General features: G+C 49.0%; 21 protein-coding genes. 10 read left to right on the forward strand and 11 right to left on the reverse strand.

From position 1 onward, the window contains the following. Positions 1–43: 43 nt before the first annotated feature. From HYN48_RS08365 to fahA, 4 genes are all read right to left on the reverse strand, one after another. Positions 44–1,105: an agmatine deiminase family protein gene (locus tag HYN48_RS08365; RefSeq protein WP_108370672.1), complete on the reverse strand. Its 1,062-nt coding sequence runs from the start codon at positions 1,103–1,105 to the stop codon at positions 44–46. Positions 1,106–1,215: 110 nt separating this feature from the next. Next, positions 1,216–2,091 (reverse strand): carbon-nitrogen hydrolase, encoded by an 876-nt coding sequence (locus HYN48_RS08370; protein WP_108370673.1) that lies wholly within the window; start codon positions 2,089–2,091, stop codon positions 1,216–1,218. 95 nt (positions 2,092–2,186) lie between these two features. Further along, positions 2,187–3,371 (reverse strand): hypothetical protein, encoded by a 1,185-nt coding sequence (locus HYN48_RS08375; RefSeq protein WP_108373492.1) that lies wholly within the window; start codon positions 3,369–3,371, stop codon positions 2,187–2,189. A gap of 264 nt (positions 3,372–3,635) precedes the next feature. After that, complete coding sequence (fahA, locus tag HYN48_RS08380; protein ID WP_108370674.1) at positions 3,636–4,919, reverse strand: fumarylacetoacetase; 1,284 nt, start codon at positions 4,917–4,919, stop codon at positions 3,636–3,638. Positions 4,920–5,039: 120 nt separating this feature from the next. Between fahA and glyA the strand changes: the two genes are divergently transcribed. The 4 genes from glyA to HYN48_RS08400 all read left to right on the forward strand — a co-directional run bounded on the left by glyA (position 5,040) and on the right by HYN48_RS08400 (position 10,976). Further along, positions 5,040–6,314, forward strand: a complete 1,275-nt coding sequence (gene glyA, locus HYN48_RS08385; RefSeq protein WP_108370675.1) for a serine hydroxymethyltransferase — start codon at positions 5,040–5,042, stop codon at positions 6,312–6,314. A 127-nt stretch (positions 6,315–6,441) separates the two neighbouring features. Next, the gene (locus HYN48_RS08390) at positions 6,442–6,840 is read left to right on the forward strand and encodes a BlaI/MecI/CopY family transcriptional regulator (RefSeq protein ID WP_108370676.1); all 399 of its coding nucleotides are present in this window, start codon (positions 6,442–6,444) and stop codon (positions 6,838–6,840) included. 1 nt (position 6,841) lies between these two features. Further along, positions 6,842–8,461 carry a M56 family metallopeptidase gene (locus HYN48_RS08395; protein ID WP_181248443.1) on the forward strand — a complete coding sequence of 540 codons (1,620 nt, stop codon included), beginning with the start codon at positions 6,842–6,844 and terminating at the stop codon, positions 8,459–8,461. Positions 8,462–8,543: 82 nt separating this feature from the next. Further along, positions 8,544–10,976 (forward strand): outer membrane beta-barrel protein, encoded by a 2,433-nt coding sequence (locus HYN48_RS08400; protein ID WP_108370678.1) that lies wholly within the window; start codon positions 8,544–8,546, stop codon positions 10,974–10,976. Between the two features lie 62 nt (positions 10,977–11,038). Here the strand turns inward: HYN48_RS08400 and HYN48_RS08405 are convergent, their stop codons facing one another. Continuing rightward, on the reverse strand, positions 11,039–11,338 hold the full coding sequence (locus tag HYN48_RS08405) for a hypothetical protein (protein ID WP_108370679.1): 300 nt from the start codon (positions 11,336–11,338) through the stop codon (positions 11,039–11,041). Between the two features lie 79 nt (positions 11,339–11,417). Between HYN48_RS08405 and HYN48_RS08410 the strand changes: the two genes are divergently transcribed. Together HYN48_RS08410 and HYN48_RS08415 are read left to right on the forward strand one after the other, a co-directional pair. Beyond that, a complete protein-coding gene (locus tag HYN48_RS08410) occupies positions 11,418–12,011 on the forward strand; it encodes a MiaE family protein (RefSeq protein ID WP_108370680.1) in 594 nt (197 codons plus the stop codon). Between the two features lie 25 nt (positions 12,012–12,036). Next, positions 12,037–12,531, forward strand: a complete 495-nt coding sequence (locus HYN48_RS08415) for a GNAT family N-acetyltransferase (RefSeq protein ID WP_108373494.1) — start codon at positions 12,037–12,039, stop codon at positions 12,529–12,531. Here the strand turns inward: HYN48_RS08415 and HYN48_RS08420 are convergent. Next, positions 12,524–13,117, reverse strand: a complete 594-nt coding sequence (locus tag HYN48_RS08420; RefSeq protein WP_245945939.1) for a pentapeptide repeat-containing protein — start codon at positions 13,115–13,117, stop codon at positions 12,524–12,526. The two genes, HYN48_RS08415 and HYN48_RS08420, sit on opposite strands and share 8 nt — an antisense overlap. A gap of 172 nt (positions 13,118–13,289) precedes the next feature. Here HYN48_RS08420 and HYN48_RS08425 point away from each other — a divergent pair, with 172 nt between their 5' ends. Continuing rightward, the gene (locus HYN48_RS08425) at positions 13,290–14,573 is read left to right on the forward strand and encodes an MFS transporter (protein ID WP_108370682.1); all 1,284 of its coding nucleotides are present in this window, start codon (positions 13,290–13,292) and stop codon (positions 14,571–14,573) included. A gap of 1 nt (position 14,574) precedes the next feature. Beyond that, complete coding sequence (locus HYN48_RS08430; protein ID WP_108370683.1) at positions 14,575–15,204, forward strand: class I SAM-dependent methyltransferase; 630 nt, start codon at positions 14,575–14,577, stop codon at positions 15,202–15,204. Positions 15,205–15,233: 29 nt separating this feature from the next. Here the strand turns inward: HYN48_RS08430 and HYN48_RS08435 are convergent, their stop codons facing one another. From HYN48_RS08435 to cphA, 3 genes are all read right to left on the reverse strand, one after another. Further along, positions 15,234–15,482: a hypothetical protein gene (locus HYN48_RS08435; RefSeq protein ID WP_146171750.1), complete on the reverse strand. Its 249-nt coding sequence runs from the start codon at positions 15,480–15,482 to the stop codon at positions 15,234–15,236. Between the two features lie 128 nt (positions 15,483–15,610). Further along, entirely contained in the window at positions 15,611–17,743 is a 2,133-nt protein-coding gene (locus HYN48_RS08440) for a S9 family peptidase (RefSeq protein ID WP_108370685.1), read from the reverse strand. Between the two features lie 388 nt (positions 17,744–18,131). Further along, positions 18,132–20,750, reverse strand: coding sequence for a cyanophycin synthetase (cphA, locus tag HYN48_RS08450; RefSeq protein WP_108370687.1), 2,619 nt, complete (start codon positions 20,748–20,750; stop codon positions 18,132–18,134). Between the two features lie 235 nt (positions 20,751–20,985). On the opposite strand from cphA, the gene HYN48_RS08455 reads away from it, so the two are divergent. Beyond that, entirely contained in the window at positions 20,986–21,885 is a 900-nt protein-coding gene (locus HYN48_RS08455; protein WP_108370688.1) for a cyanophycinase, read from the forward strand. A 3-nt stretch (positions 21,886–21,888) separates the two neighbouring features. Beyond that, on the forward strand, positions 21,889–22,731 hold the full coding sequence (locus HYN48_RS08460; protein ID WP_108370689.1) for an isoaspartyl peptidase/L-asparaginase: 843 nt from the start codon (positions 21,889–21,891) through the stop codon (positions 22,729–22,731). A 233-nt stretch (positions 22,732–22,964) separates the two neighbouring features. Here the strand turns inward: HYN48_RS08460 and HYN48_RS08465 are convergent, their stop codons facing one another. Beyond that, entirely contained in the window at positions 22,965–23,726 is a 762-nt protein-coding gene (locus tag HYN48_RS08465) for an SDR family NAD(P)-dependent oxidoreductase (protein ID WP_108370690.1), read from the reverse strand. Positions 23,727–23,855: 129 nt separating this feature from the next. After that, a complete protein-coding gene (locus HYN48_RS08470) occupies positions 23,856–24,230 on the reverse strand; it encodes a helix-turn-helix domain-containing protein (protein ID WP_108370691.1) in 375 nt (124 codons plus the stop codon). Positions 24,231–24,255 lie beyond the last annotated feature (25 nt).

Here is a 24,255-nt window from a genome sequence, read left to right on the forward strand (position 1 = left end):
GCGGACGCAGGGAGCGATAACGGGAGGCGCCATAAAATCACAATCAGATCGAAGGTTCCTGCTGGCTCAGGCAATGAAAACTTCCCAGTCCCCAAATTAAATCCACCGAGTCGATACCTACCACTTTCCTGTCGCTGAAACAATCCTGCAGTATATCAAGCGCTTTGGCGTCGTTTTGGTCGTCTTTGAAAGTCGGGAAGATGATATTCTCGTTCGAGATGTAGAAATTGGCATACGACGCGGGCAGCCTTTGGTCGTCGTAGATAACGGCTTTGGGCATAGGGAGTTCTATAATGTTAAGCTGCTTGCCGTTTTCAAGGCGCATTCCTTTGAGCGTCTGTAAATTCTCCTGCAGCAATCCGTGGTTTTCATCATTTTTATTTTCCTCGACCACCGTAACGACAGTGTCTTCGTTTACGAAACGCGTGATGTCGTCGATATGGCCATCGGTGTCATCGCCAACGATACCGTCGCCCAGCCACAGGATGTGGTTTACACCGTAATAGTCTGAAAGGTACCGTTCAATCTGGCCCTGGGTCAGGTGCGGGTTGCGGTTTTTATTCAACAGGCAGGCGGTTGTGGTGAGCAAAGTGCCCTTTCCGTTAAACTCGACACTGCCGCCTTCCATGACAATATCGGGATAAAAAACGGGAAGGCTTAGTTCCTTTCCGATGAGCGTCGGGATGTTATCATCGAGGTCGTACGGCGGATACTTTCCACCCCAGGCGTTGTAACCCCAATCGACAATGGCTTTCTTGTTGGTTTCGCGGTTCACCAAAAATGCAGGACCGTGATCGCGGCACCAGGCATCATTGGTCGGATGGAAGTAAAAGTAAATGTTCGCGAACAGGTTTTCCACCGCGACGGTCTTCGCGTACCGGCTGTGCCGGATGGTTTCGACGGCGGTGTCTTTCATTTCCTGATCGGTCACGTTAATGCACACCCGCTGATGTGACGCCACCCGAAGGATGAATTCGCAGTACGAGTCGTAAATCAGGTGGATTTTCCCAGGCCACGAAGCTTCTTTATGCGGCCATGAAAGCCAGAGGGCGTCTTGTTTTTCAAATTCAGCAGGGAAGTGGAAGCCGAGTTGGTTTGGAGTCATTTCAGTCGGAAAATAAAGGATAATAAAAAGGATGGATCAGCGCGTCAGGAAATTGCGTGGGTGACGATCAGCATGATGCGCTGATGTTCCCGTTTTTCCGTTCCCGTATCTTAGTCCTCATCGATAAACCGTTTTGTGATGGGCTGATAACTGTCAATCCTACGGTCGCGCAGGAACGGCCAGTGCATCCGGAAGTGATCGGCATCGTTTAAATTTACGTCGACCACGGTGGTTTCTTCCTCGTCGTGTGATGCCAGGTACAACAGTTTACCCTGTCCGTTGGCAACGAAACTGCCGCCCCAGAACTTCATGGCCCCCTGCTGCTCAAAGCCGACCCGGTTGACACTCACAACCGGAATGCCATTGGCGACGGCATGCGAACGCTGTATGATTTGCCAGGATTCGTACTGGTCCTTGTTGGTTTGCTCATCCTGGTCGGTCGCCCAGCCGATGGCCGTCGGGTAAAACATGATGTCGGCCCCCATGAGGGCGGTGATGCGGCTGGCCTCAGGATACCATTGGTCCCAGCAGATCAGTATGCCGATTTTGGCGAATTTGGTATTGAAGACCTTGTAGCCCAGGTCACCGGGTGTAAAGTAAAATTTTTCGTAATATGCCGGATCGTCCGGAATATGCATCTTGCGGTATTTGCCCAGGTACGTACCATCAGCGTCGATGACCGCGGTGGTATTGTGGTAGAGCCCCTCAGCGCGCTTTTCGAAAAGCGAGGCGATAATCACCACATGCAGTTCTGCAGCCACTGCTGAAAGTGCCGCTGTCGACTGCCCGGGAATCGGTTCGGCGAGCTTAAAATTCTCATAGTCCTCGACATCGCAGAAATACAATGAGGTGAAGAGTTCCTGCAGGCAGACAATCTGTGCGCCTTTTTCGGCTGCCACACGGATTTCCCTTATGGCCTTATCGAGGTTGGCCTGCTTGTCGGCATCACAGGACATTTGCACCAGACCCACTTTTACATTTGACATAATTGCGTAAAATAAAATTCAGACCGCAAAATTAAAGAAAAAAGCGCAGCCGGGAAACCGTTGCGCTTGTAATGTTGTCTTAAATTGTAATCCGGTTAGTCGCGTTTGAGCCTGTTCCGCGTGATGATGTCCTTCAGTTTCGCCTTCAGGTCCTCGCCGGTATCGTAAACCATTTGCTCGTTGCTTGGAAACGGCACTGCCTTCTGATCGAAATAGGTGTAATATTCCTGCTCCACCGCACGCTTGTCGCCGCGGAAGGTCGCGTACTGGTTTTCAAATACAAATTCGCTCGACAGCGGAAACGACTGCAGCAACTGGTTTGTGTTGAGGTTCATATAATCCACCTTTGCGGTGACCTGGCAGGCTTTCGTCTGCCTGAATTCATAAACCGAGCTTTTCACGGTTCGCATGTCATCAACCATGATGGCTTTGCCCAGGCTGTCTTTTACGACATTGCCACGTGCGTCGAGTAATTTTTTGGTTCCGACCTTTACGAGTTTTTCCTTCACGAATTCTTTTTCCTTCACTTGTTCAGGTGAGATGTTGATCTGGCGGAAATTCAGCACGATAGCATAATCGTAATCAATGCCTTTCTGTTTGTTGCTGTGGTACGCCGTCCATTTGTCATTCAGGCCGTAAGTACTGAAGTCGAGCAGGTCGGCCTCGAGGCGGTTCGGGATAACCATATTGGTTTCGTTTTTCATGTAAACGCTGACGTAGTCAGTACCCTTGAACTGCGCTTCCTTGATGAGTTTACGCACATCCTTATAATCCGGGTTGATCTGGTCAAGATATTGCAAATCGTCATAAGCCCTGCGGAAATTCGCCTTGTCTTTTGACGCCAGCAACGCCTTCGCATTATCATACAGGTATTTTGACAGTGCGTTCTTGCTGTTCACGATCTGTTCAGAATAATCCTGGAACACGAACCTTGCATCGCGGTTTTCTTTCATCAACCGCAGCGGCAACAACGGCCTGATTTTTTCCTGACGGTTATTGAGTTTGTGGTAAGTCGTAAATACTTCCTCAAGATTGCGCGGGTTGGCGTCCTTGACCAGCAGGTCAATCTGCCTCAGGTCGCGGTCCTGTGCTTTGGCAAACGCTTCTTCCAGCATGTACACGTACGGCTGCTTGCCTTTCTTATTTTTGTTATTCCGCAACGCACCCACGGCGTTGTCGATTGCGTTGTCGTAATCGCCTGAATTGAGCATGTTTTCGGTTTCTTTCTTCCCACATGAAACCAGCATAAAAAGTAAAAGGAGGGGTATAATTTTCTTCATGTTGTTTTTGGTTTTTGGCAAATATAGCGAAAGTGGTAAATTACAAAGTAGCCCGGGCATAAAGTTTTTCAGGAGCTGTTTCCGGCTGTCCGCTGTATCTTTTTCTTAGGCTCCGCTGCACTGCGCCAAAGAAAAAGGATGCCGCTGCCATCCGGGCTACCGGCGCCTTCCCGAATCAGGGAATCTCAAAAAATGCACATTCCGGAATATAACCCGGCAGCCCGCGTTACAATCCGGAATGGCTTGTTATGAATTTACGCTGTGTCAGCTTCTTACAAACGGCGGCAACAGTTTGCTGCAAACTTCCCCGAATCCGATGCGCACCTCATTATTCCTGCACCAGCCGCGGAATCGGACTGAGTCGTTGTCATTGATGAATTTGCGCTCCGTACCGTCTTTCATGACAATCGGGTTTTTACCGCCCCAGGTCAGTTCAAGCATCGAACCAAAACTATCCGGAGTGGGTCCTGAGATCGTCCCCGATCCCATCATATCGCCTGAATTAACGCGGCAGCCGTTCGAGGTGTGGTGCGCGAGCTGCTGGCTCATCGACCAGTACATGTACTTGAAATTCGACTGGCTTACCACTGTAGGCTCGCAGTTTTCCGGCTCTATTTCCACTTCAAGGGTGATGTCGAATGCGTGTTTGCCTTTCTGTTGTAAGTAGGGCAGGGGTGTAGGATCTTGTTTGGGGCCCCTTGTACGGAACGGTTCCAAAGCATCCATCGTCACAATCCAGGGAGAAATCGATGACGCAAAATTTTTGGCCAGGAACGGCCCGAGCGGCACATATTCCCAACGCTGTATGTCACGGGCGCTCCAGTCATTGAGCAGCACCATCCCGAAAATGTAATCCTCTGCTTCATGCACCGGTATATTTTCACCCATGATGTTGACGTCGGTGGTGATGAACGCCGTTTCCAGTTCAAAATCGATGGATCTTGAAGGCCCGAAAACCGGTGTGGATTCACCCGCCGGTACCGTTTGCCCCATCGGACGGTGTACCGGAATGCCCGACGGCACAATTGACGAACTCCGGCCATGGTACCCCACAGGGATGTGCAGCCAGTTCGGCAACAGGGCATTCTCAGGATCGCGGAACATTTTGCCGACGTTTGTAGCATGCTCCTTACTGGAATAAAAATCAGTATAATCACCGATTAGCACAGGCAATTGCATTTCCACTTCATCGATATGGTGCACGATTGCGTCACGATGGTCCTTGTTGTCTTTAAGTTCGTTGTTTTTGGCGTCGAAAATATCGGCGATGCGGTTGCGCACGAGCCGCCAGGTTTTCTTGCCGTCAGAGATGAAATCGTTCAGCGTGTCCTGCATGAACATGTCATCGGTAAGCTCAATGCCTTCAAAATAGTTGAGTTGCTGTAAAGCGCCCAGATCAATGGCGTAATCGCCTATCCGGGTGCCTATGGTGATCACATCGTCCTTGGTCAGGAACACCCCGAAAGGAATGTTCTGAATCGGGAAATCGCTTTCCGGCGGCACTTCCAGCCACGATTTACGGTGTGGATTATTTGCGGTAATTGGCATGGGCAGAAAATATTTAGGGGTGGTTAGTTTGTTAAAAATTCAGTTATCAAATATATTATTATATGTCAATTTAACAAACGATTTTCGTAATTTTGACCCGTTTTTAACAAATCATATACCATGCAGCACGACCAGGAAATTTTCGACCTGATCCTTGACGAACAGGACAGGCAGATACACGGACTTGAACTCATTGCCTCAGAAAACTTTGTAAGCGACCAGGTCATGGAAGCCGCGGGTTCCTGCCTCACCAATAAGTATGCGGAAGGCTATCCCGGAAAGCGTTATTACGGTGGGTGTGAGGTCGTCGATATTGTGGAGCAGATTGCCATAGATCGTGCCAAAGCGCTTTTCGGTGCAGCTTATGCCAACGTGCAGCCGCATTCCGGTTCCCAGGCAAATACTGCCGTTTATGCAGCCTGTCTGAAGCCGGGTGACAAGATCCTTGGTTTTGACTTGTCGCATGGCGGTCACCTTACGCACGGTTCTCCGGTAAATTTCTCCGGTAAGTTATACCAGCCGGTATTCTACGGTGTGGAGAAGGAAACCGGTCGTTTCGATTATGATAAAATCCAAGAAATCGCCACAAGAGAGCAGCCGAAAATGATCATTGCCGGCGCCTCAGCATACTGCCGTGACATGGATTTCGAACGTTTCCGAAGCATCGCCGACAGTGTGGGCGCGCTATTGCTGGCAGATATTTCACATCCTGCGGGTTTGATAGCCAAAGGCCTGATGAATGACCCGATACCGCATTGCCATATCGTCACGACGACCACGCACAAAACCCTTCGCGGGCCGCGTGGCGGAATGATCCTGATGGGTAAGGATTTCGAAAATCCGTGGGGACTGACCACGCCCAAAGGGGAAATCAAGATGATGTCAAACTTACTCGACATGGCCGTTTTTCCCGGAAATCAGGGCGGGCCATTGATGCATATTATCGCTGCGAAAGCAGTGGCTTTCGGAGAGGCACTCACCGATGAATTTTTCAATTATTCCATGCAGGTCCAGAAAAATGCCAAAGCGATGGCCGAAGCTTTTATGAAACGAGGTTACAACCTGATCTCGGGAGGGACTGACAACCACATGATGCTGATCGACCTGCGCAATAAAGGCATTACCGGCAAGGAAGCCGAAAACGCATTGGTGAAAGCGGAGATCACCGTAAACAAGAACATGGTACCGTTTGATGATAAGTCGCCGTTCACCACTTCAGGTATCCGGATCGGGACACCTGCAATCACGACACGCGGACTTTTGGAAGCAGATATGGAAACGGTCGTGGAACTGATTGATAAGGTGCTTTCCAACATCAACAATGAAGATGTAATCGCCGAAGTGGGCGATCAGGTAAACGAAATGATGAGCGAACGCGCAATGTTCGTTTTCTAAAACAAATCTTTTTTATATTCTAAACCCACGCCAGTCGTGGGTTTTTTATTTTTAGGCTGAAAATATCTGGAAAAAAAAGAGGTAATAATTTGTTCGTACGAAACTTTTCTTACCTTTGACCTGTTCAATGGAAAACAGAAAAGAAATCATGCAGTCAGAACCTACAAAATCAGAATTGGAAATCTTACAGGTGTTGTGGCAGTTTGGGCCATCGACGGTACGATTCGTAAACGACACCTTAAATGAACAGAAACGGTCGGTACAATACACTTCCACCCTGAAGCTGATGCAGATTATGGCTGAAAAAGGCATGCTCAACCCAGACAAATCCAGCATGAAGCACATATACAGCGCGGCAGTCGAAGAAAAGAAAACCAAAGGCCTGCTTTTGGAGAAATTTGTAGACAATCTTTACCAGGGTTCCAGCTCCAGCCTGATGACGCAGCTGCTTGGGAATAAGAGAACGACCCAACAGGAACTTGATGAAATCCGGGCGATGCTCGATAAAATCGATAAAAAGAAATAGCATGACTTTATTACACGATGACATGGTCAAGGCAGTTGGATGGACATTAATCCACTCCATTTGGCAGGGAATGTTCCTGGCGGTACTTGCGGGAATTGTGATACTGTTCACCAAAAAAGCTGCGGCGGTGTTGCGGTATAATATATTGTCACTGCTGTTTGTCGCTTTCATCGCCACTGTAGCGGTGACCTTCAGCCACGAGTTTTCAATGGAAGCTTCTTCGGGCGTGGTCCAACTCGACCTGCCGGTAGCACAGCAACAATTCACTTCCACCGCAGGCACGACGGATTTTCTAAGTCAGGCAGTCCATTTCCTGAACGACAACGCAGCGACAATTACCTGGATATGGCTGTTGGTGTTTGGGGTAAAGATGATCGGCGTTTTCAATGCCTTCGGAAAGATTTACAGGATGCGGCACTATAAGAATTTTGAAGTCCCTGCGTACTGGAACGACAGGATGTCTGAATTGGCATTGGCAATCAACCTCAAAAAGCACGTGCTGCTGCGAGAGTCGGTACTCGTCGGAATTCCGTGTGTCACCGGTTACCTGAAACCCATCATACTGCTTCCGTTTGGTATGCTGGCCAACCTGCCACAGGACCAGGTCGAGGCGGTGCTGCTGCATGAACTGGCCCACATCCGAAGGAAGGATTATTTTGTCAACCTGTTGCAGCATCTTGCCGAAACAGTATTTTTCTTTAACCCCGGATTGTTGTGGGTGTCGTCGCTGGTCAGGGACGAAAGGGAGAACTGTTGCGATGACATTGCGCTGGGCGTTACCGGCAACAAAACCGATCTGGTTCACGCCCTCATTTCATTTGAGGCCTGTCAATCCCAAAAGCTTTCTGTAGCCTTTGCCGGGGACAGGAAACCGCTGCTGCAGCGTGTGAAAAGGATAGTATACGACGACAACAAGTCGTTGAGTAAGGCAGAAAAAACGTTCCTGTCTGTGTGCGTTGTCATTACCGGCATAGCCATCATCGCCTGCACGAGTCCTAAAACAGGGGACGCTTTGAGAACATCCGTGAACAAAGCGCTTTCCGGAAAGATTCCTGCAGTGCAACTGCCCGGAAATGGTGCCGTCCGAACTGTCACACAAACGACGCACCAGGAAGTGACTACTGTGGAAACGGTCCAGACTAATGAAAACACCGCGCCTGCAAACGAAACGGATGATCAGGCCGAATCGCCGGCGCCGGTTTGTAGTCCTGAACCGATCGTTGGGCCAATGCCCGCTGAGAGTTCCACCACCTCGACTGTGACCACCCGCACGGTCAACTCGAAAACCAAAACGGCCCACACGATGGACCGCGAAGTGATGGCCTACGATTCTGAAAATCCATCGAAAAACAGGCATGCAACCTTACGTACCGGCATCACGGGAGAGAATCTCCCCGACGATATGAACATTGACATGCTGACCAACAATATCATTTCCGATCTGATCAACGACCATATCATTACAGGCACAGAAGGTTTGTCATTCAGGCTATCAGGAAACAGCCTTATCGTGAACGGCCGGAAACAATGCGAAACTGTCCACGCAAAGCTGAAGCGGAAATATGTAAAACCGAAAGTCAGCGCCATCTGTTACAATTTCGAGTACAGGGGCGACATATAAAAGTAGTCCGACCGAGTTTCAATCATCAATCAATCATCTCCCCGGGCAGTAATCAAACCGGGGACAATCAAAAACGAACGTTATGAAAAATGCCATGCACCTCCTGGTATGCTTGCTGCTTTGCGGATTTCTTTCCGCGCAAACCGGAAAAATCACCGGTAAAATCAATTCCCAAGACAATCAAACTATTGAAGGGGTTTTGGTTTCCCTGCTTTCCGCAACCGACAGCGCCCTGCTTAAGACCACCTTTCCCGAACCTGACGGGAGTTTCAGCTTCAGCAATCTTACGGATAACCAATATCTTGTCTTGATTGAAGGTGATGGTTTTGAAATGTTCCAAAGTGCGCCGCTGACGGTGAACCAAAATACGGTAGCCCTGCCGGTGGTCACACTCACCACATCTTCGAGGAAACTCGACGAGGTAGTCGTGGTCAGGAAAAAATCGTTCGTGGAAAATAAGATTGACCGCACGGTAGTGAATGTCGATGCCATGATGTCTGCGGCGGGTTCTAATGCCATGGACGTCCTCGAGAAATCACCCGGGATTTCCATCGATCAGAACGGCGTAATCACTTTCAAGGGCAAGAGTGGCGTAGCTGTGTTTATTGATGACAAGCCAAGTTACCTTTCCGGTGCCGACCTCGAGGCGTATCTCAAATCGCTGCCCGCGTCGACACTCAATCAGATCGAGCTCATGACCAATCCTCCGGCCAAATATGATGCTGCGGGCAGTGCCGGCGTCATCAACATCAAGACCAGGAAAAGCCGGCAAAAAGGTTTTAACGGCAGCGTCAGTTCGCGCGTTTCAAAAGGCAAACGCGGCCGGACCCAGAACAGCCTGAACCTGAATTACACCGACGGGAAAATCCGTTTGTATGGAAGCGCAGGTTTTTCAGCAGGCGAAAACCTCACTGATCTTTACATCTTCAGGCGCTACAAGAATCCGGATGGGAGTACGAAGACGCTCTTCGACCAGAACTCAATCCTTACAGGTAAGAACAATTCGGCTAACCTCAGGGCAGGGATGGATTATTATGCCTCTGAGAACACCACGCTCGGTGTCAGTGTCACCGCGTTGTCCACTTCGGGCGACAATATGTCCAACGTCCGCAGCGTGCTAACCAACGCCGCCTCGGTACTCGACTCGACCATTGTTGCCGACAACAAGGAGGACAAAAGATTTAAGAACGGTGGCGTCACGTTGAACTACAGCCGCGATCTGGGCGGCGACAGGAAACTCACCGCCGACGCCGATTTCCTGGCTTATTCGGATAGGACTGCGCAACTGTACCGCAATTACATTTACCAGCCCGACGGCAGTCTGAGCAGCAGCGACCGGTCTACAGGAAGGTTGCCTTCGAAAATTTCGATTTACGCGTTCAAAACCGATTATTCACAGCCATTTAAAGGAGAAGCGAGTTTTGAGACCGGCTATAAGGTGAGCTATTCCAGGACTGATAATGTGGCCGATTACGCGGATATAATCAATGGTTTCCCCGTTCCGAATTTAAAGAACAGCAACCATTTTAAATACGATGAGGTGATTCATGCCGCGTATGCCAATTTCAGCAAAAACTTTAAGCGGTTCTCGCTGCAGGCAGGACTGAGGCTGGAAAGCACAGTGTCTAAAGGGAATCAGTTGGGAAATGGCACGGCCAACTCGGCGTCGCGCTTCACCCGATCCTATACAAACCTGTTTCCGACGGCCTACCTGATGTACAAACTGGATTCCATTGGCAACAACCAGTTGGTCACCTCGTACGGGAAGCGCATCAACCGTCCGTATTACCAGGATTTAAACCCGTTTTTGAGTCCATTGGATAAATTCACGTTTTATTCCGGGAACCCCTACCTCAATCCGTCGTTTGCGCACAATGTCGAACTGTCATACCGCTACAAGGGTTTGTTCAGTACAACCTTAAGCTACGGACAGTCTGACGATGAGATCAACGAAACCATTGAGATCAGGGATGAAATTTATTACAGCCGTCCCGGCAACATTGGGAAGAGCCGCTATTACAGCCTTAATATGCAATCTGATTTTGAGGTGGCCAAATGGTTTTCGACCAGCCTGTATGCCGAAACCACACGAAGCAGCTATAAAAGTGACCTGTATACCGAAGGTTTGGATTCAAAAGGAACTTTTTTCTTCTTTTCGGCGAACAATCGCTTCACAATCAGCAAAAGCTGGGCTGCGGAACTCAGCGGCAGGTACAATTCCGAAATCACGTCGTCACAATTTACGCTCGGTGCGCGTGGCAGTATCAATGTGGCCATCCAGAAAAAAGTGCTCAAAGACCAGGGTACCCTTCGGCTTATCGCCAACGACATTTTCTATATGGGCATCAACAATGGCGTAATCAACAACCTGCAGCTTACCGACGCGACGTGGAAAAATAAGCCGGACAGCCGGTATGTCGCACTGGCTTTCAGTTATTCATTCGGGAAAATGTTTCAGCAGAAGGGCAGCGAACGCAGCGGTGCGGCCGAAGAACAGGGCAGGGTAAAGGGATAAGCGGAATCTTAGGAGATCTTGAGGCATTGTGCCCTTGGGCCCAAAAAAAGCCGGATAAGAAATTACATTATTTTGGCAATGCAGCAGGCAATCACAAAAAGTGCCGCAACGCCATATAATATTTTCTGCCTGTTGTAGTATTCTGAAAAGGTTTCCTTATCGAAACAGTAAGATACGAGCATGTGTAAGGCAATCAATGGCAACACTATGATTAAAACCGATTCGATATAGCCAATGCTTCTCACGGCTTGGGAAAATGCACCTGACTTGTCCAGATAAGGGTAGAGGAGCGGCAGGCAGCAGGCCAACACAATCAGGACGTAAAGCGTTTTTAATATTCTTTTGGCTGTGATTGCCGTCATGTTCGGGATATTTTATTTTAAAATTACACTATTTTTGCCAGACATAATTATCAGATCGACCAAAAAAAAGTAATCACCCATGTCAACCTTCCGCCTGCAGTTGCCCACCGACCCACGCTGGGTCAATATCGTCGAAAAAAACATCTCGGAAATCCTGACCGACCACGCCTGGTGCGAGCAAAAAGCCGCTTCCAATGCCATTACGCTGATTACCATCAATTCTGAGTTTCCTGACCTGGTGACCGATATGCTGGCTTTGGCCAAAGAAGAACTCGAGCATTTCGATATGGTGCACGAAATCATCAAGAAGCGCGGCCTGAAGCTCGGACGCGAACGCAAGGACGAATATGTGGGCGAGCTCGCGCAATACATGAAAAAAAGCAATACCGGAAGCCGTGTGTCCGGTCTGGTCGAACGCCTGCTGTTTTCCGCGATGATCGAAGCGCGGAGCTGTGAAAGATTCAAAGTGCTTTCCGAAAACATACAGGACGAGGAACTTTCGCTGTTCTACCGCGAACTGATGGAGAGCGAAGCCGGGCATTACACCACTTTTATCACCTACGCCCGAAAATATGGCGAGGGGATTGATGTGGAAAAGCGCTGGCGCGAATGGCTTGATTTTGAAGCTTCAGTGATTGCAAAATACGGAAAATCAGAATCGATACACGGATAAACCGCCAACAAATACTCACCAGCAGATGCACATCACCGAAGCGCAGGCAAACGAATTCAACCTCATACAGTATATCGTCGATAAGACCTGGCCGGTGGCTTATGGCAAAATCCTTTCGAAGGCGCAGCTTGACTATATGATTGCGCTTTTTTATTCTCTGGAAACGCTGAACAGGAACCTGGAGAGCGGCCACCGTTTTTACTTCGCCAAAGAAGGCGGGACCGTCCTGGGATTCTTGGGCATTGAGCACCGATACAAGGGGAATCCTGTGACACGGATCCATAAAATTTACATGCTGCCGGAAGCGCAGGGCAAAGGTGTGGGGAAGCAATTCATCGGTTTTGCCGAAGACCTGGCCAGCAAAAGCGGATCTGAAAAACTGTCACTGAATGTCAACCGGTACAACCCTGCCATCGGATTTTATGAACGACTCGGCTTTGAGAATGTGGGCAGCGAGGATGTCGAAATAGGCAACGGTTACCTCATGGAAGACTACATTATGGAGAAATCCCTCAGCTGACGAGAATACCGTGTCTTGAGAGCAGGCCCCCGAGACCCGACTTTGAGAAGACCGCTTTTTTGAGTCGGGTTGACGCCGGATTAATCGTAAAGTTCCGGCTAAGGCTGAAATCGCATTTGTCTGCGACCGCCTTGTCAAATTCCGCACGGTACAAATCACAATCGGGAAACGCGCACGAAGTTAAATCGGCGCTCATAAAATCCGCCGCGATAAGGCTGCAGCCTGAGAAGGTGGTGCCTTTCAGTTTGAGCGTGTAGAATTTCGCAAAATCGAGAATACAATCTTCAAATCGGATATCGAAAATCAGTTTGTCACACATTGCAAAATTCACTTCCCTGAAACTGCAGCGGTAGAACTGTGCCGTCCTGAGTGCTACATAATTGATTTTCGCGCCGTCAAAATTGCAACTGTAAAACACGCAGTCAATAAAGGTCACTGCAGTAAACGCTACGGCTGAGAAATCACAGTCGGTGAAAGTACAACGTTCAAAATCAGTGTGGTCAGCGGTGTCTTTCGCGTAGTCGATGTTGTGAAATTGTTGTTCAAACAGGTATTGCGGCATGGAGGCAAAGGTAATGAATTGCATGGTGTCGATGGATAGAAATATCAGGATGGACCGGGCGTCTTGGTCACAATCTGCTCAACATGTATTAATCACGAACCGTCGGATGCGCGTTGTCTTGCCACGCGGAAATTTTAAAATCAATTTCACGATTTGCCATAACTGGCTATTTCGACGAATGCCCTAAATTAGCGTCATGGAAACCGAAACGCCTACACCCATTCCGCGAAAGGGATTTATCAGCAAGAATCCGTCATTGAAAATCCGTGAGTTCCGATCATACCTGACGCTGAGGCTTGGAATCATTTTTGCGCTGAACATGCAGTCGACGACAATTTATTATTGGGTGTACCAAATGACTAACGATAAGTTGTCGCTTGGTTTCGTGGGTCTCGCGGAAGTGATTCCGGCAATTTGCTGCTCGTTTATTTCAGGACATTTTGTAGACATTAACGAAAAGCGGAGAATGATCACGATTTGTCTTTTTGGTTACATCATCACCGGTGCCGGTATGCTGCTGCTGGCACTGCCCGTCGCGGCGCAACATATGGAATCCTCCTGGATCCTGCATTTGATTTATGCGTTCGTATTTCTGGGCGGTGCACTGCGGTCGTTTTACAGTCCATCGATGTTTTCCCTTTTCGGGCTGATTGTCCCGCGTGCCGATTACCCTAATGCGACTGGCTGGAGCAGCATGGCCTGGCAGGTCGGCGCAGTGCTCGGACCATTGGCGGCAGGGTTTGCGATTGCTTCGCTGAGCGTATTGTCGAGTCTCGCAATCGTCGTGGGACTGGAAATTTTACTGTTGGTCCCATTATTTTCCATTGCCGTCAAGCCGATTGTCAAAAAGGAAAAAGAAGCGATCATCAAAAGCGTGACCGAGGGATTGCGGTTTGTGTGGCGCACACCCGTTTTACTTTCCGCGTTGGCGTTGGATATGTTTTCCGTATTATTCGGTGGCGCAGTCGCGCTGTTGCCAGTGTATCAGAAAGAAATCCTGCATGTCAATGAGATGGGGTTCGGTTTGCTGCGGTCGGCGCCGGGTGTAGGGGCAATCCTGACCCTTGGACTGCTGGCCCTGCTGCCGTTACGCACGAACCCGGGACGCAAGTTGCTGCTGTGCGTGGCCGGATTTGCGGTAAGCATTATTATTTTCGGACTCTCAGAAAATTTTTACCTTTCGTTTGCGATGCTGTTGTTTTCGGGCATGTTTGATGCGGTCAGTGTTGTGATACGGGGCACAATCCTGCAACTCGTTACGCCTGATGACATGCGTGGACGTGTGTCTGCCGTCAATACGATGTTTGTGAGTTCCTCGAACGAGCTCGGTGATTTTGAAAGCGGGGTTATGGCGCATTTCTTTGGGGCGGTGCGCGCGGTGGTCATTGGAGGCTGCCTCACGCTGGGCGTGGTTGGATATACTTTGTTCAGGGCGCCGCAATTGCGTAAATTTACGTTCGATAAAAACCAATCCGACTGATATGAACGATTCTAACAAGGCCGCCGCCGTATTCAACAAGCATGCGCAAAGGTACCAGGAGAAGTACATGGATATGGACCTTTATGACGGTACGCTGGACCTGTTCTGCGGAAGCGTGGAAAAACAGAACCCCGCAATCCTTGATGTGGCCTGCGGACCCGGCAATATCAGCAGGTATATACTGCGGAAACGCCCTGATTTTAATGTTCTGGGTATCGACTTGGCTCCGAATATGATTGCGCTCGCAAAAGGCAATATTCCGGATGCGGCCTTCCGCGTGATGGATTGTCTCGACATCCTGGAACTGAACGCAAAATTCGACGGGATCATTTGTGGGTTTATATTCCCGTACCTTTCGATGGAACAGGCCTCTCAATTTGTTACCGATGCGGCGTCAATGCTTCATGTTGATGGAATCCTGTACATCAGCACGATGGAGAACGATTATTCGGCCTCGAAGTGGCAACTGTCGTCTGATGGGGAGGACGGAATTTTCCAGCATTTCTACCGTGCAGACGACATTACGGGTATGTTGGAATCCGCGGGCCTCACGATTCTTCACGTGCAGCGGGTTGATTTTCCAAATCCTGACGGGGTAACTACAGATATGATTATCATTGCAAAAAAATAAAAGCCCGCATGTAGCGGGCTTTTGCTTAATTACTTGTTTCTTTTCCTTGGCGGAACAGCGACGCTGTCTTTGGCCATTCCCTTGTCCTGGCGCATACGCCGCTTGCGTTCATCGACAACCGAGTCTTCTTTTTTGGTACCGCCTTTCATATCGGCATTGGTGCGCGGCTGCTCGCTTTTCTTTGTGTCCGGCATTTTCCGGGTTGCCGTGGTGTCGGTCTGAGCCGATGCGTATCCGAAAGCGAAAAATGCCATCGTCGTTACAATCAGTCTTTTCATAGCGTGTGATTTTGAAGTTTGTTTTACGGGCTTTCCGTAACACAAATTTCAAGATTCACATTATCAATTGTTTATGACATTCCGCCATATGGTTACGGAATTTTCATTTAACCCAGCTCGTGAAGGTTTTATTTATTGTTGTCGATGATGTAATTAAGCACTTTGGTCATCAGGTGTACACGGTCTTTGCCCAACACGTTGTGTTTGTGCATCGGGTACGCGAAGAAATCGACCTGCTTGCCGGCCTCGATGAATTTTTTAAGCAACGCGAAATTCTGCTGCATTACAACCACATCATCGCTAGTACCGTGAATCAGCAGGAGTTTGCCTTTGAGTTTTTCGACGTGGTTCAGCGTGCTCGCCTCATCAAAACCGCCCTGATTTTCGGCGGGTGTGTCCATGTAGCGTTCGCCGTACATTACTTCGTAATATTTCCAGTCAGTGACCGGGCCTCCCGCCACACCAACGTTGAATGTGCCCGCTTTCCTGAGCATCAACGAGGTCGTCATGAATCCGCCATAGCTCCAGCCGTGTACCGCGAGCCGGCTGCCATCGACATACGGCAGTGATTTGAGGTATTCCACCCCTTTAAGCTGGTCTTCCATTTCGTTTACACCGAGTTTTCCGTGAATCACTTTTTCGAATGCGACGCCCCTGTTTTCAGAGCCGCGATTGTCGACCGTAAACACAAGGTAACCCTGTTCAGCCATCCAATACATCCAGAGATTCGCGCCGTCGAGATACGAATTGGTTATCATCTGCGCGTGTGGGCCACCGTAAACATAAACCATAACGGGATATTTTTTATTCGGGTCAAAATGGCTGGGCTTAATCAGCCTGGTGTATAAATCGGTAGTGCCGTCAGCCGACTTGATCGTCCTGATTTCAGCCGAACCGATAGTGTATCCTTCATATTTATTGCTGCTTGCCAACAGCGTTTTGGCTTTGCCTGATTTGTCATACAACAATGATCTGGAAGGGGTGGTGTGGTTGGAGTATTCGTCGAAAAACCAGCTGTCGTCACTGTTCGCCGCGAAGGTGTGAACGCCGTCATCCTTTGTAAGCAACGTCTGCTTCCCTTTCAGATCCACTTTGTATACAAGCATGTTGGTCGGATTTGGACCAGTGGCGTAAAAATACACTTCGTTGCCGGCGCGGTTCGCACCGATGATGTCTTTGGTCACAAACTTGTTCTGCGTAAGCTGTCGGATCAGTTTTCCGTCAATGCTGTAATAATTGAGGTTGTTGAACCCGTCCTTTTCACTGATCCAGATGAAGTTTGATGATTTCGGATCAGGGAAAAACGCAGGGTGTTCCGGCTCGACCCAACTGTCATTCTGTTCATGCAGCAGCGTGCGCACGAAATTTCCGGTTTGGGCGTCGTAGAGGTTCAGGTGCATGTCGTTCTGGCCACGGTTGAGCTCCGCAATGACGACGTATTTTTCGTCCGGTGTCCAGGACAGGTTGGTCAGGTAATCGTCGGGTTTGCCTTTTGGTGTAATAAATACAGTCTTCCCGCTGATAAGGTTGTAAATGCCGACGCGAGGCTTCTCACTTTGCTGTCCAATCATCGGGTATTTGATATTGACGAGTTTACCCGGCGTTTCATTGATGTCAAGCAAAGGGTAATCGGCTACGTCGTTCTGGTCTTTTTGATAAAAAGCCAACAGGTTTGATTTCGGCGACCAGAAAATGCCGCCTTCAATCCCAAATTCATTCCGCGCAAAAAACTGCCCCGAAACGATGTCTTCGTCAGTCTCATTGGTTATCGCGATTTTTTTTCCGCCGGCGTCTAAAATGAAAAGATTGTTTTTTTCGGTAAATGCAATAGCCGATTTCTTACCATCGAACGTCATATTTTCTGCCTCTTCGGGCAACTCAGAGGTCTTTTTGCCGGTTTTGGAAACCACATCGTACTGATAATATTTGTTTCCGTCCGTGATGAGCATCGTATTGGCATTCCTGAATGAAACGCCTGCGAAATTCTTCAGGCTGGTACCCAAAGATTTATTGAGGTCAGACAGTGAGAGGAATTCTGAGGCCTGAGTGTTTTTGCCGCTGGCTGTCATCAGCTTGCGGGCGCTGTCTTCGAAATACACGTATTTGTCAGTGTCGGGAATCCATTGGAATCCCAATAATTTATCGGCGCGGAACTGCCGGTTTTGTTGCATCACAGCGTCTTCAAGTGAAATGGTTTTTTGAGAAATGGCTGTGAGTGGCAGCAAGACTACGAACAGCGACAATAATTTTTTGTACCTCATGGATTTCGTTTTTATGACTTTTACTTTGTATTACAAAACAGGAGTTTGTTACACGCTAAAACGGATTGGTGCTGCTGTCGGAAGAGCACGCGTATCGGCAGCGGCTCAGTACGTGGATTTTACCCTTGGCAAAGCCATTTCAAACCAAAATTTCGCCTGCTTCAGAAAGACGGCGTCAACGATGCGTCAGTGTAACGGTTCCTGCTTTTTCAGCATCACAAACGGATTCGAAGCACACAACAGCGAGCGGGACAGTTTGGGGCTCCCATCAGGTTTTCCATAGTAAAAACCGTCTGAGCCCTGCTGGCGACGACCGCAACCATTTTTTAGCATCCGAAAATTCGCGCTGCTTATTCCTGGTGACCTATCTGATAATTTTCGCTTCAGGTCAGGCTTCCTCGTTCTCCTTGTCCAGGTGTTCCTGCACGATTTCGATCGCATTGGTGATGACGTCGCTCAGCGCGGTAATAAAAGTGCCTTCTTCGGCAATATTCATCGCATGCTTGATCGCATCGGTTTCCTTGTTGATGATTTCGTAAGTGATGTTCCTGCCGGATTCCGCGATTCCCTCCATAATCAGGTTGATGATTTCTTCCTCGCTGCGACCGCGCAGGTGTTTTTCCTGACGGATGATGATGTGATCGAACATGCGTGCGGCAATCTTGGCGCATTCACGGATGTCCTCGTCGCGCCTGTCACCCACGCCGGCGATAATTCCGATTTTTTTATTCGCTTCGACGCTCGACAGGTAATCCTCAACGCCCTTGTAACCCGACGCATTGTGGGCAAAATCGATCAGTACTTTGAAACGCTTGAATTCAAATATGTTCATACGGCCGGGCGTTTGCGCGACACTCGGAATAAAGGTTTGCAGGGAAATGCTGATGTCCTCGGTCTTAAATCCGTAAAGGTATCCTGCCAGGGTCGCTGCCAGGGCATTGGCAATCATGAATTTAGCCTTTCCGCCCAAGGTCAGGGGGACGTGTGTGGCGCGCTCGACACGGATTTTCCATTCCCCTTTCTTAATGGTAATGAATCCATTTTCATACACAGCTACGGTTTTTCCTTCCTTGCTGCATTTTTTTATCAGCTCATTTTCCTCGTCCATACTGAACCAGGCCACATTACAGTGGAGTTCCGATGCGATTTTAACGCATTGCGCATCCTCCGCATTCAGGATTGCCCAACCGTCTTTCTTGACGCTCTTAACAACCGTGCTTTTCACGCGGGCGAGGTCGTCCAGCGTGTGGATGTCGCTCAGTCCGAGGTGGTCTTCCTGTATGTTCGTGATGATGGCGATATCGCAGCGGCTGAAGCCAAGCCCAGACCTCAGGATACCACCACGGGCAGTTTCAAGCACGGCAAATTCGACTGTTGGGTCTTTCAGGATGTACTCAGCGCTGATGGGTCCGGTCGTATCGCCTTTTTCCATCATGTGGTTTTGGATATAAATGCCGTCCGATGTGGTAAAACCGACCTTATAACCATTATTTTTTACCATATGGGCCAACAAACGTGTGGTCGTCGTTTTACCATTCGTACCCGTTATCGCGATGATTGGGATGCGGCTTGGTTTTCCGGGTGGGTACAGCATGTCAATTACAGGGGCAGCTACGTTTCTGGGCAATCCTTCTGAAGGCGCGAGGTGCATACGGAATCCAGGTGCTGCGTTCACCTCCAGAATACAGCCGCCGTTCTCCTTTAATGGTTGCGTGAGGTTTTCTGCCATGATATCGACGCCGCAAATGTCGAGCCCGATAACGCGTGAAATCCTTTCGGCAAGGAAAATATTTTCAGGGTGCATCATATCGGTGACGTCTACTGAAGTCCCTCCTGTACTCAGGTTAGCCGTTGACTTCAGGTATACGATCTCGCCGTTTTTTGGGACGCTGTCCAGGGAATACTTTAATTTCTCGAGTAAGTCCAGCGTGTCACGGTCCACATCAATCTGTGTAAGGACATTTTCATGGCCATAACCGCGCCTCGGATCCCGATTGGTCTCATCAATGAGTTGCTGAATGGTGTCCTGTCCGTTGCCGATCACATGCGCAGGCACCCTTTTTGCCGCGGCCACAAGTTTATTGTCGATGACCAGGACACGGAAATCGAAGCCGGTAATGAACTTCTCCACGATTACGCGACGACTGTATTTTTGGGCGTAAATCAGGCCGGCTTTCGCGTCTTCAAGTGTATTGACGTTGATCGAAGCTCCTTTGCCATGATTGCCGTCCAGGGGCTTGATGACAATCGGGTACCCTATTTTATTGATGGTATTTTCCAGATCGGCTTCGTCCACGCAGATGCTGCCACTGGCGACAGGGATTGAGGCGAGTTCGAGCATGCGTTTGGTCTCTTCCTTATTGCAGGCGATGTCCACAGCTATATTGCTGGTTTTCTGTGTAATGGTGGCCTGAAATCGCATTTGATTTACCCCATATCCGAGCTGGACCAGTGAATTGGTTCCCAGCCTGATCCAGGGGATGTCACGGGCAACGGCTTCTTCCACGATGCTGCCGGTACTTGGACCGAGGCGTACGCGTTCGCGGATTTCACGCATTTTCTGGATATCGGCTTCAAGGTCGTACTCGGTGCCGGCGATCAGGGCTTCGGAAATATGTACCGCCGATTCCGCAGCGAAAAGTCCGACATTTTCCTCAGTATAACTAAAAACAACATTATAAATTCCGGGCGTTTTGGTTTCGCGCGTGCGCCCGAAGCCGGTTTCCATACCCGCAAGCGTCTGGATTTCCAAAGCAATGTGCTCAATCACATGGCCCATCCACGTACCCCTTTCTATGCGGGAGAAAAAGCCGCCGGGCACGCCTTCTGAACAACGGTGTTCTATCAGGGACGGTAGCAAACGCTCTATCCGCTCACGGAAACCGTCAATCTTATTGGTTGGGAATTGTTCCATCTCTTCCAGGTCGAGTCGCATCTGGATGAGTTTTTTTCTTTGGACACTCCATATATTCGGCCCGCGGAGCGCCTGCACTTTTAGTATTTTCATAAACTTGGTTGGTTTGTTTTTGTTTTGAGGTGTTAATCAAAGCAGTATGAAATCAATTTGGGAAGTTTGGGGTTTTCGTTAAAAAATTCACGATATAATGGCAACTAAAATAATTTTTTTGCCGAACTAATCAAAATTTAATCATCAAAATATGGAATTATTTCCGGCTGGTTAAAAAGGGAAAATTTTTTTTCGCCAAAATTGCATACTTTAACTTTTTGGCTATTTTTACAAAATGAAGATACGAGGAAAATTAATTATTATAGGTGGTGCGGTGGATAAAGGCAGTTTTACGGAAACAGACCTGGACCGGAATGCGGCCAACAACCTGAATTTTTTTGAAACGGGTATCCTCAAAAGGATACTTAATGAATCAAAACACAAATCCGATTCGCGGATTGAAGTCATCACTACGGCTTCAAAAATCCCGAAGGAAATCGGACCGGAATACGTAAAGGCACTGCATTATCTGGGTGCCAAGAACGTCGATGTGCTTGACCTCGATAAGCGCGAAATGGCGATGCAGCCTGAATACCTCGAGCGCCTGCGCAATGCCGATGTCGTGATGTTTACCGGTGGAGACCAACTGCGGCTCACTTCGATTTTAGGGGGTACACCTTTTCACGATCTGTTGCTTGAGAAATATTATAACGAAGATTTTATTTACGCAGGAACGTCAGCGGGTGCTGCTGCGGCTTCCAACAATATGATTTATCAGGGAAGCAGTTCCGAAGCCCTGCTGAAAGGTGAGGTCAAAATCACCAGCGGCCTCGGGCTGATCGACGGCGTGATCATTGACACGCATTTCGTGCAGCGCGGCAGAATCGGACGTCTGTTTCAGGCGGTTGTCGGGAATCCAAAGGTTTTGGGCATTGGGCTTGGAGAAGATACCGGACTGTTGATTAAAAACAACACGGAAATGGAAGCGATCGGCTCCGGACTGGTCATTCTCGTCGATGGCCGGGAAATCAAGGATACCAATCTCACACAGGTTGAGCTCGGTCAACCCATTTCCATCAGCCACCTCGTCACGCACGTCATGAGCAAGTACGACACCTTTGACCTCAAGACCCATAAAATGCACATCCAGTCCTCGCAATACGCTGAAAAACTGCAATTCCTTTCAGACGATTAACTTATGAAAATCATCATTCACGGCGGATTTTTTTCCGAATCCTCGACCAGCCACGAAACCAAAGTGGCGAAGCAACAGGCATTAATCCGTATTGCGAAACAATCCTACGATTATCTTAAGACCCATTCGGCCGTAGAATCGGCCGTGTTTGCGGTTTCCCTGCTCGAAGATGATGCACTGTTCAATGCAGGTATCGGCTCACAGATCCAGAGCGACGGGAAAATCCGCATGAGTGCCGCGTTGATGGATGGGACTACACAAAAAATGAGCGGCGTGATCAATATAGAGGACACGAAGAATCCCATACTGGTAGCGCAGCGGCTGCAGGATTACGATGACAGGATTTTAGGCGGAAGCGGTGCGACATTATTCGCGCGAAAACAGGGTTTTGAAGCTTTTTCTACTGAAATCCCTCAGCGCCGCGCGGAGTACGAAGCCAAATTGAAGGCAAGCGGAAAAGGCACCGTCGGTTGTGTGGCTTTAGACGAAAACGGAAACCTGGCAGCCGCCACTTCAACCGGTGGCAAGGGTTTTGAAATGCCCGGCAGGATTTCAGATTCGGCTACAGTAGCGGGGAATTACGCCAATGCATATTGCGGCATCAGCCTTACCGGTGTGGGCGAAGACATCGTCAGCAACGCCACTGCCGCTAAAATCGTTACCCGTGTCACTGATGGCTTTTCTTTACGCGACGCTTTTGCAAAAACCTTCACTGAGCTTAAAGCATATGATGGTTTTGCAGGTGCCATCGGGATTGACCGACTTGGCAATATATGCCACCAGGATTCGCACCCGAGTATGGTTTTCGCCAGTTTTGACGGAGAGCGTACCGAAGTATTTAATTAGTTGCCGGGGGGGACGTCTCAAACCGAGTTACCGATTCCCAACCAATTTTCTTTCAGGAAACAGCGGAGAAAGCCGCGAACGTCATTAGGACATCCGCGGCTGGTTTATACTACAGATTTTATAAAAGTCGGAGAATCTTCGGTTTTTTGAGCTGTCGGGGTTTATGACTTACACACGACAACGTTATGGCCGAAGCGTTCCGGAGCGAATGCATTTCAGAAAAGTAACCGCTGCTATAAGGAAAAGCCTCCCGATGCCTCAATCCTCTGGGCATTGACCCAACGGCCTTCTTCAGAGCAAAGGAAAGCCACCACACCTCCGATATCCTCCGGCAATCCGACGCGTCCCAAAGCGGTTTGTGCCGCCACGAACGCATTCAGTTCCGCGTTATCGCGCACCTGTCCACCCCCGAAATCGGTCTCAATGGCGCCCGGCGCAATGACATTTACCCTGATCTGTCTGGTTCCAAGTTCTTTCGCGAGGTATTTGGTGAGCGTTTCAATGCCACCTTTCATTGTCGCATAGGCAGCATAGCCGGGCAGGGTAAAGCGCGCGAGTCCGGTAGAGACGTTCACAATTCCGCCGCCATCATTCATTAAGCGAAACGCGTGCTGCGTCATGAAAAAGGTGGCTTTCAGGTGGACATTCACCATGGTGTCAAATTGCTCCTCCGTTGTTTCGGCAAATGGCGTATGAAGTCCGATCCCGGCATTATTAATGAGAAAATCAAAAGTCTGCGCGCCAAAATGATCCTGCAGTAATTTGGATACCGAATTAAAAAAAGAAGTAAAGGATTTCGAATCCGCGACGTTTAAAGGTAATGCGGCCGCCCGCTGTCCCAGAAGTTCTATTTCTTTTACGGTGTCAAGCGCTTCCGCCTCCTTGGTGAGGTAGGTAAGGATGATGTCATTTCCTTTTTTTGCCAACGCCAGCGCCATACTTTTTCCGAGCCCGCGGCTCCCGCCGGTTACCAGTGCAATCTTATGAAGTGCCATATTTTTAATAGTTAAAGATTAAGGCACAAATGTAAGGGCGGAGTAGGCGCGAAAAATGATGAAGACTTCAGTATTTTAACAGAGGCAAATACGACCCGGCCGGACTTTTATGAAATTGCCGTACCGTTCTTAGCCTGCAGCCTTCCGATATTGCAGCGGCGTGATCCCGCACATCCCTTTAAAAAATTTGATAAAATTCGTAGGCTCATCATAGGCAAATATCAAGGCAATGTCTGCGACCGACGCATCGGTGTCGCGCAAAAGCCTTTGTGCTTCCCGCAGAATGGCTTCTTCCATGAAATCGCAGGGTGACTTGCCGGTGGTGAGCTTCAGCGTATTGGTGAGGTGCCCGGGGTGGATGAACAGCTTTTCTGCAAATTTGGAGGAAGACATGCGGTAGTTTGCTTTTCCGGCGAAAAGTTCGGCCAAATGCGCTTCATAGAGCTGAAGGAAGTCGGCGGTAATCTCATCTTTGCGGGATAATATCTTCTTTGGTATGGGCATAATTCAAGGTCAAATGTAACACAAT

Source organism: Flavobacterium magnum (assembly GCF_003055625.1).
In the GTDB taxonomy this organism is placed as follows: domain Bacteria; phylum Bacteroidota; class Bacteroidia; order Flavobacteriales; family Flavobacteriaceae; genus Flavobacterium; species Flavobacterium magnum.

Excerpts from the sequence above, each read along its gene's own strand:
- HYN48_RS08365 (WP_108370672.1), bottom strand. The coding sequence starts at position 1,105 with ATGACTCCAAACCAACTCGGCTTCCACTTCCCTGCTGAATTTGAAAAA.
- HYN48_RS08370 (WP_108370673.1), bottom strand. The coding sequence starts at position 2,091 with ATGTCAAATGTAAAAGTGGGTCTGGTGCAAATGTCCTGTGATGCCGAC.
- HYN48_RS08375 (WP_108373492.1), bottom strand. The coding sequence starts at position 3,371 with ATGAAGAAAATTATACCCCTCCTTTTACTTTTTATGCTGGTTTCATGT.
- fahA (WP_108370674.1), bottom strand. The coding sequence starts at position 4,919 with ATGCCAATTACCGCAAATAATCCACACCGTAAATCGTGGCTGGAAGTG.
- glyA (WP_108370675.1), top strand. The coding sequence starts at position 5,040 with ATGCAGCACGACCAGGAAATTTTCGACCTGATCCTTGACGAACAGGAC.
- HYN48_RS08390 (WP_108370676.1), top strand. The coding sequence starts at position 6,442 with ATGGAAAACAGAAAAGAAATCATGCAGTCAGAACCTACAAAATCAGAA.
- HYN48_RS08395 (WP_181248443.1), top strand. The coding sequence starts at position 6,842 with ATGACTTTATTACACGATGACATGGTCAAGGCAGTTGGATGGACATTA.
- HYN48_RS08400 (WP_108370678.1), top strand. The coding sequence starts at position 8,544 with ATGAAAAATGCCATGCACCTCCTGGTATGCTTGCTGCTTTGCGGATTT.
- HYN48_RS08405 (WP_108370679.1), bottom strand. The coding sequence starts at position 11,338 with ATGACGGCAATCACAGCCAAAAGAATATTAAAAACGCTTTACGTCCTG.
- HYN48_RS08410 (WP_108370680.1), top strand. The coding sequence starts at position 11,418 with ATGTCAACCTTCCGCCTGCAGTTGCCCACCGACCCACGCTGGGTCAAT.
- HYN48_RS08415 (WP_108373494.1), top strand. The coding sequence starts at position 12,037 with ATGCACATCACCGAAGCGCAGGCAAACGAATTCAACCTCATACAGTAT.
- HYN48_RS08420 (WP_245945939.1), bottom strand. The coding sequence starts at position 13,117 with ATGCAATTCATTACCTTTGCCTCCATGCCGCAATACCTGTTTGAACAA.
- HYN48_RS08425 (WP_108370682.1), top strand. The coding sequence starts at position 13,290 with ATGGAAACCGAAACGCCTACACCCATTCCGCGAAAGGGATTTATCAGC.
- HYN48_RS08430 (WP_108370683.1), top strand. The coding sequence starts at position 14,575 with ATGAACGATTCTAACAAGGCCGCCGCCGTATTCAACAAGCATGCGCAA.
- HYN48_RS08435 (WP_146171750.1), bottom strand. The coding sequence starts at position 15,482 with ATGAAAAGACTGATTGTAACGACGATGGCATTTTTCGCTTTCGGATAC.
- HYN48_RS08440 (WP_108370685.1), bottom strand. The coding sequence starts at position 17,743 with ATGAGGTACAAAAAATTATTGTCGCTGTTCGTAGTCTTGCTGCCACTC.
- cphA (WP_108370687.1), bottom strand. The coding sequence starts at position 20,750 with ATGAAAATACTAAAAGTGCAGGCGCTCCGCGGGCCGAATATATGGAGT.
- HYN48_RS08455 (WP_108370688.1), top strand. The coding sequence starts at position 20,986 with ATGAAGATACGAGGAAAATTAATTATTATAGGTGGTGCGGTGGATAAA.
- HYN48_RS08460 (WP_108370689.1), top strand. The coding sequence starts at position 21,889 with ATGAAAATCATCATTCACGGCGGATTTTTTTCCGAATCCTCGACCAGC.
- HYN48_RS08465 (WP_108370690.1), bottom strand. The coding sequence starts at position 23,726 with ATGGCACTTCATAAGATTGCACTGGTAACCGGCGGGAGCCGCGGGCTC.
- HYN48_RS08470 (WP_108370691.1), bottom strand. The coding sequence starts at position 24,230 with ATGCCCATACCAAAGAAGATATTATCCCGCAAAGATGAGATTACCGCC.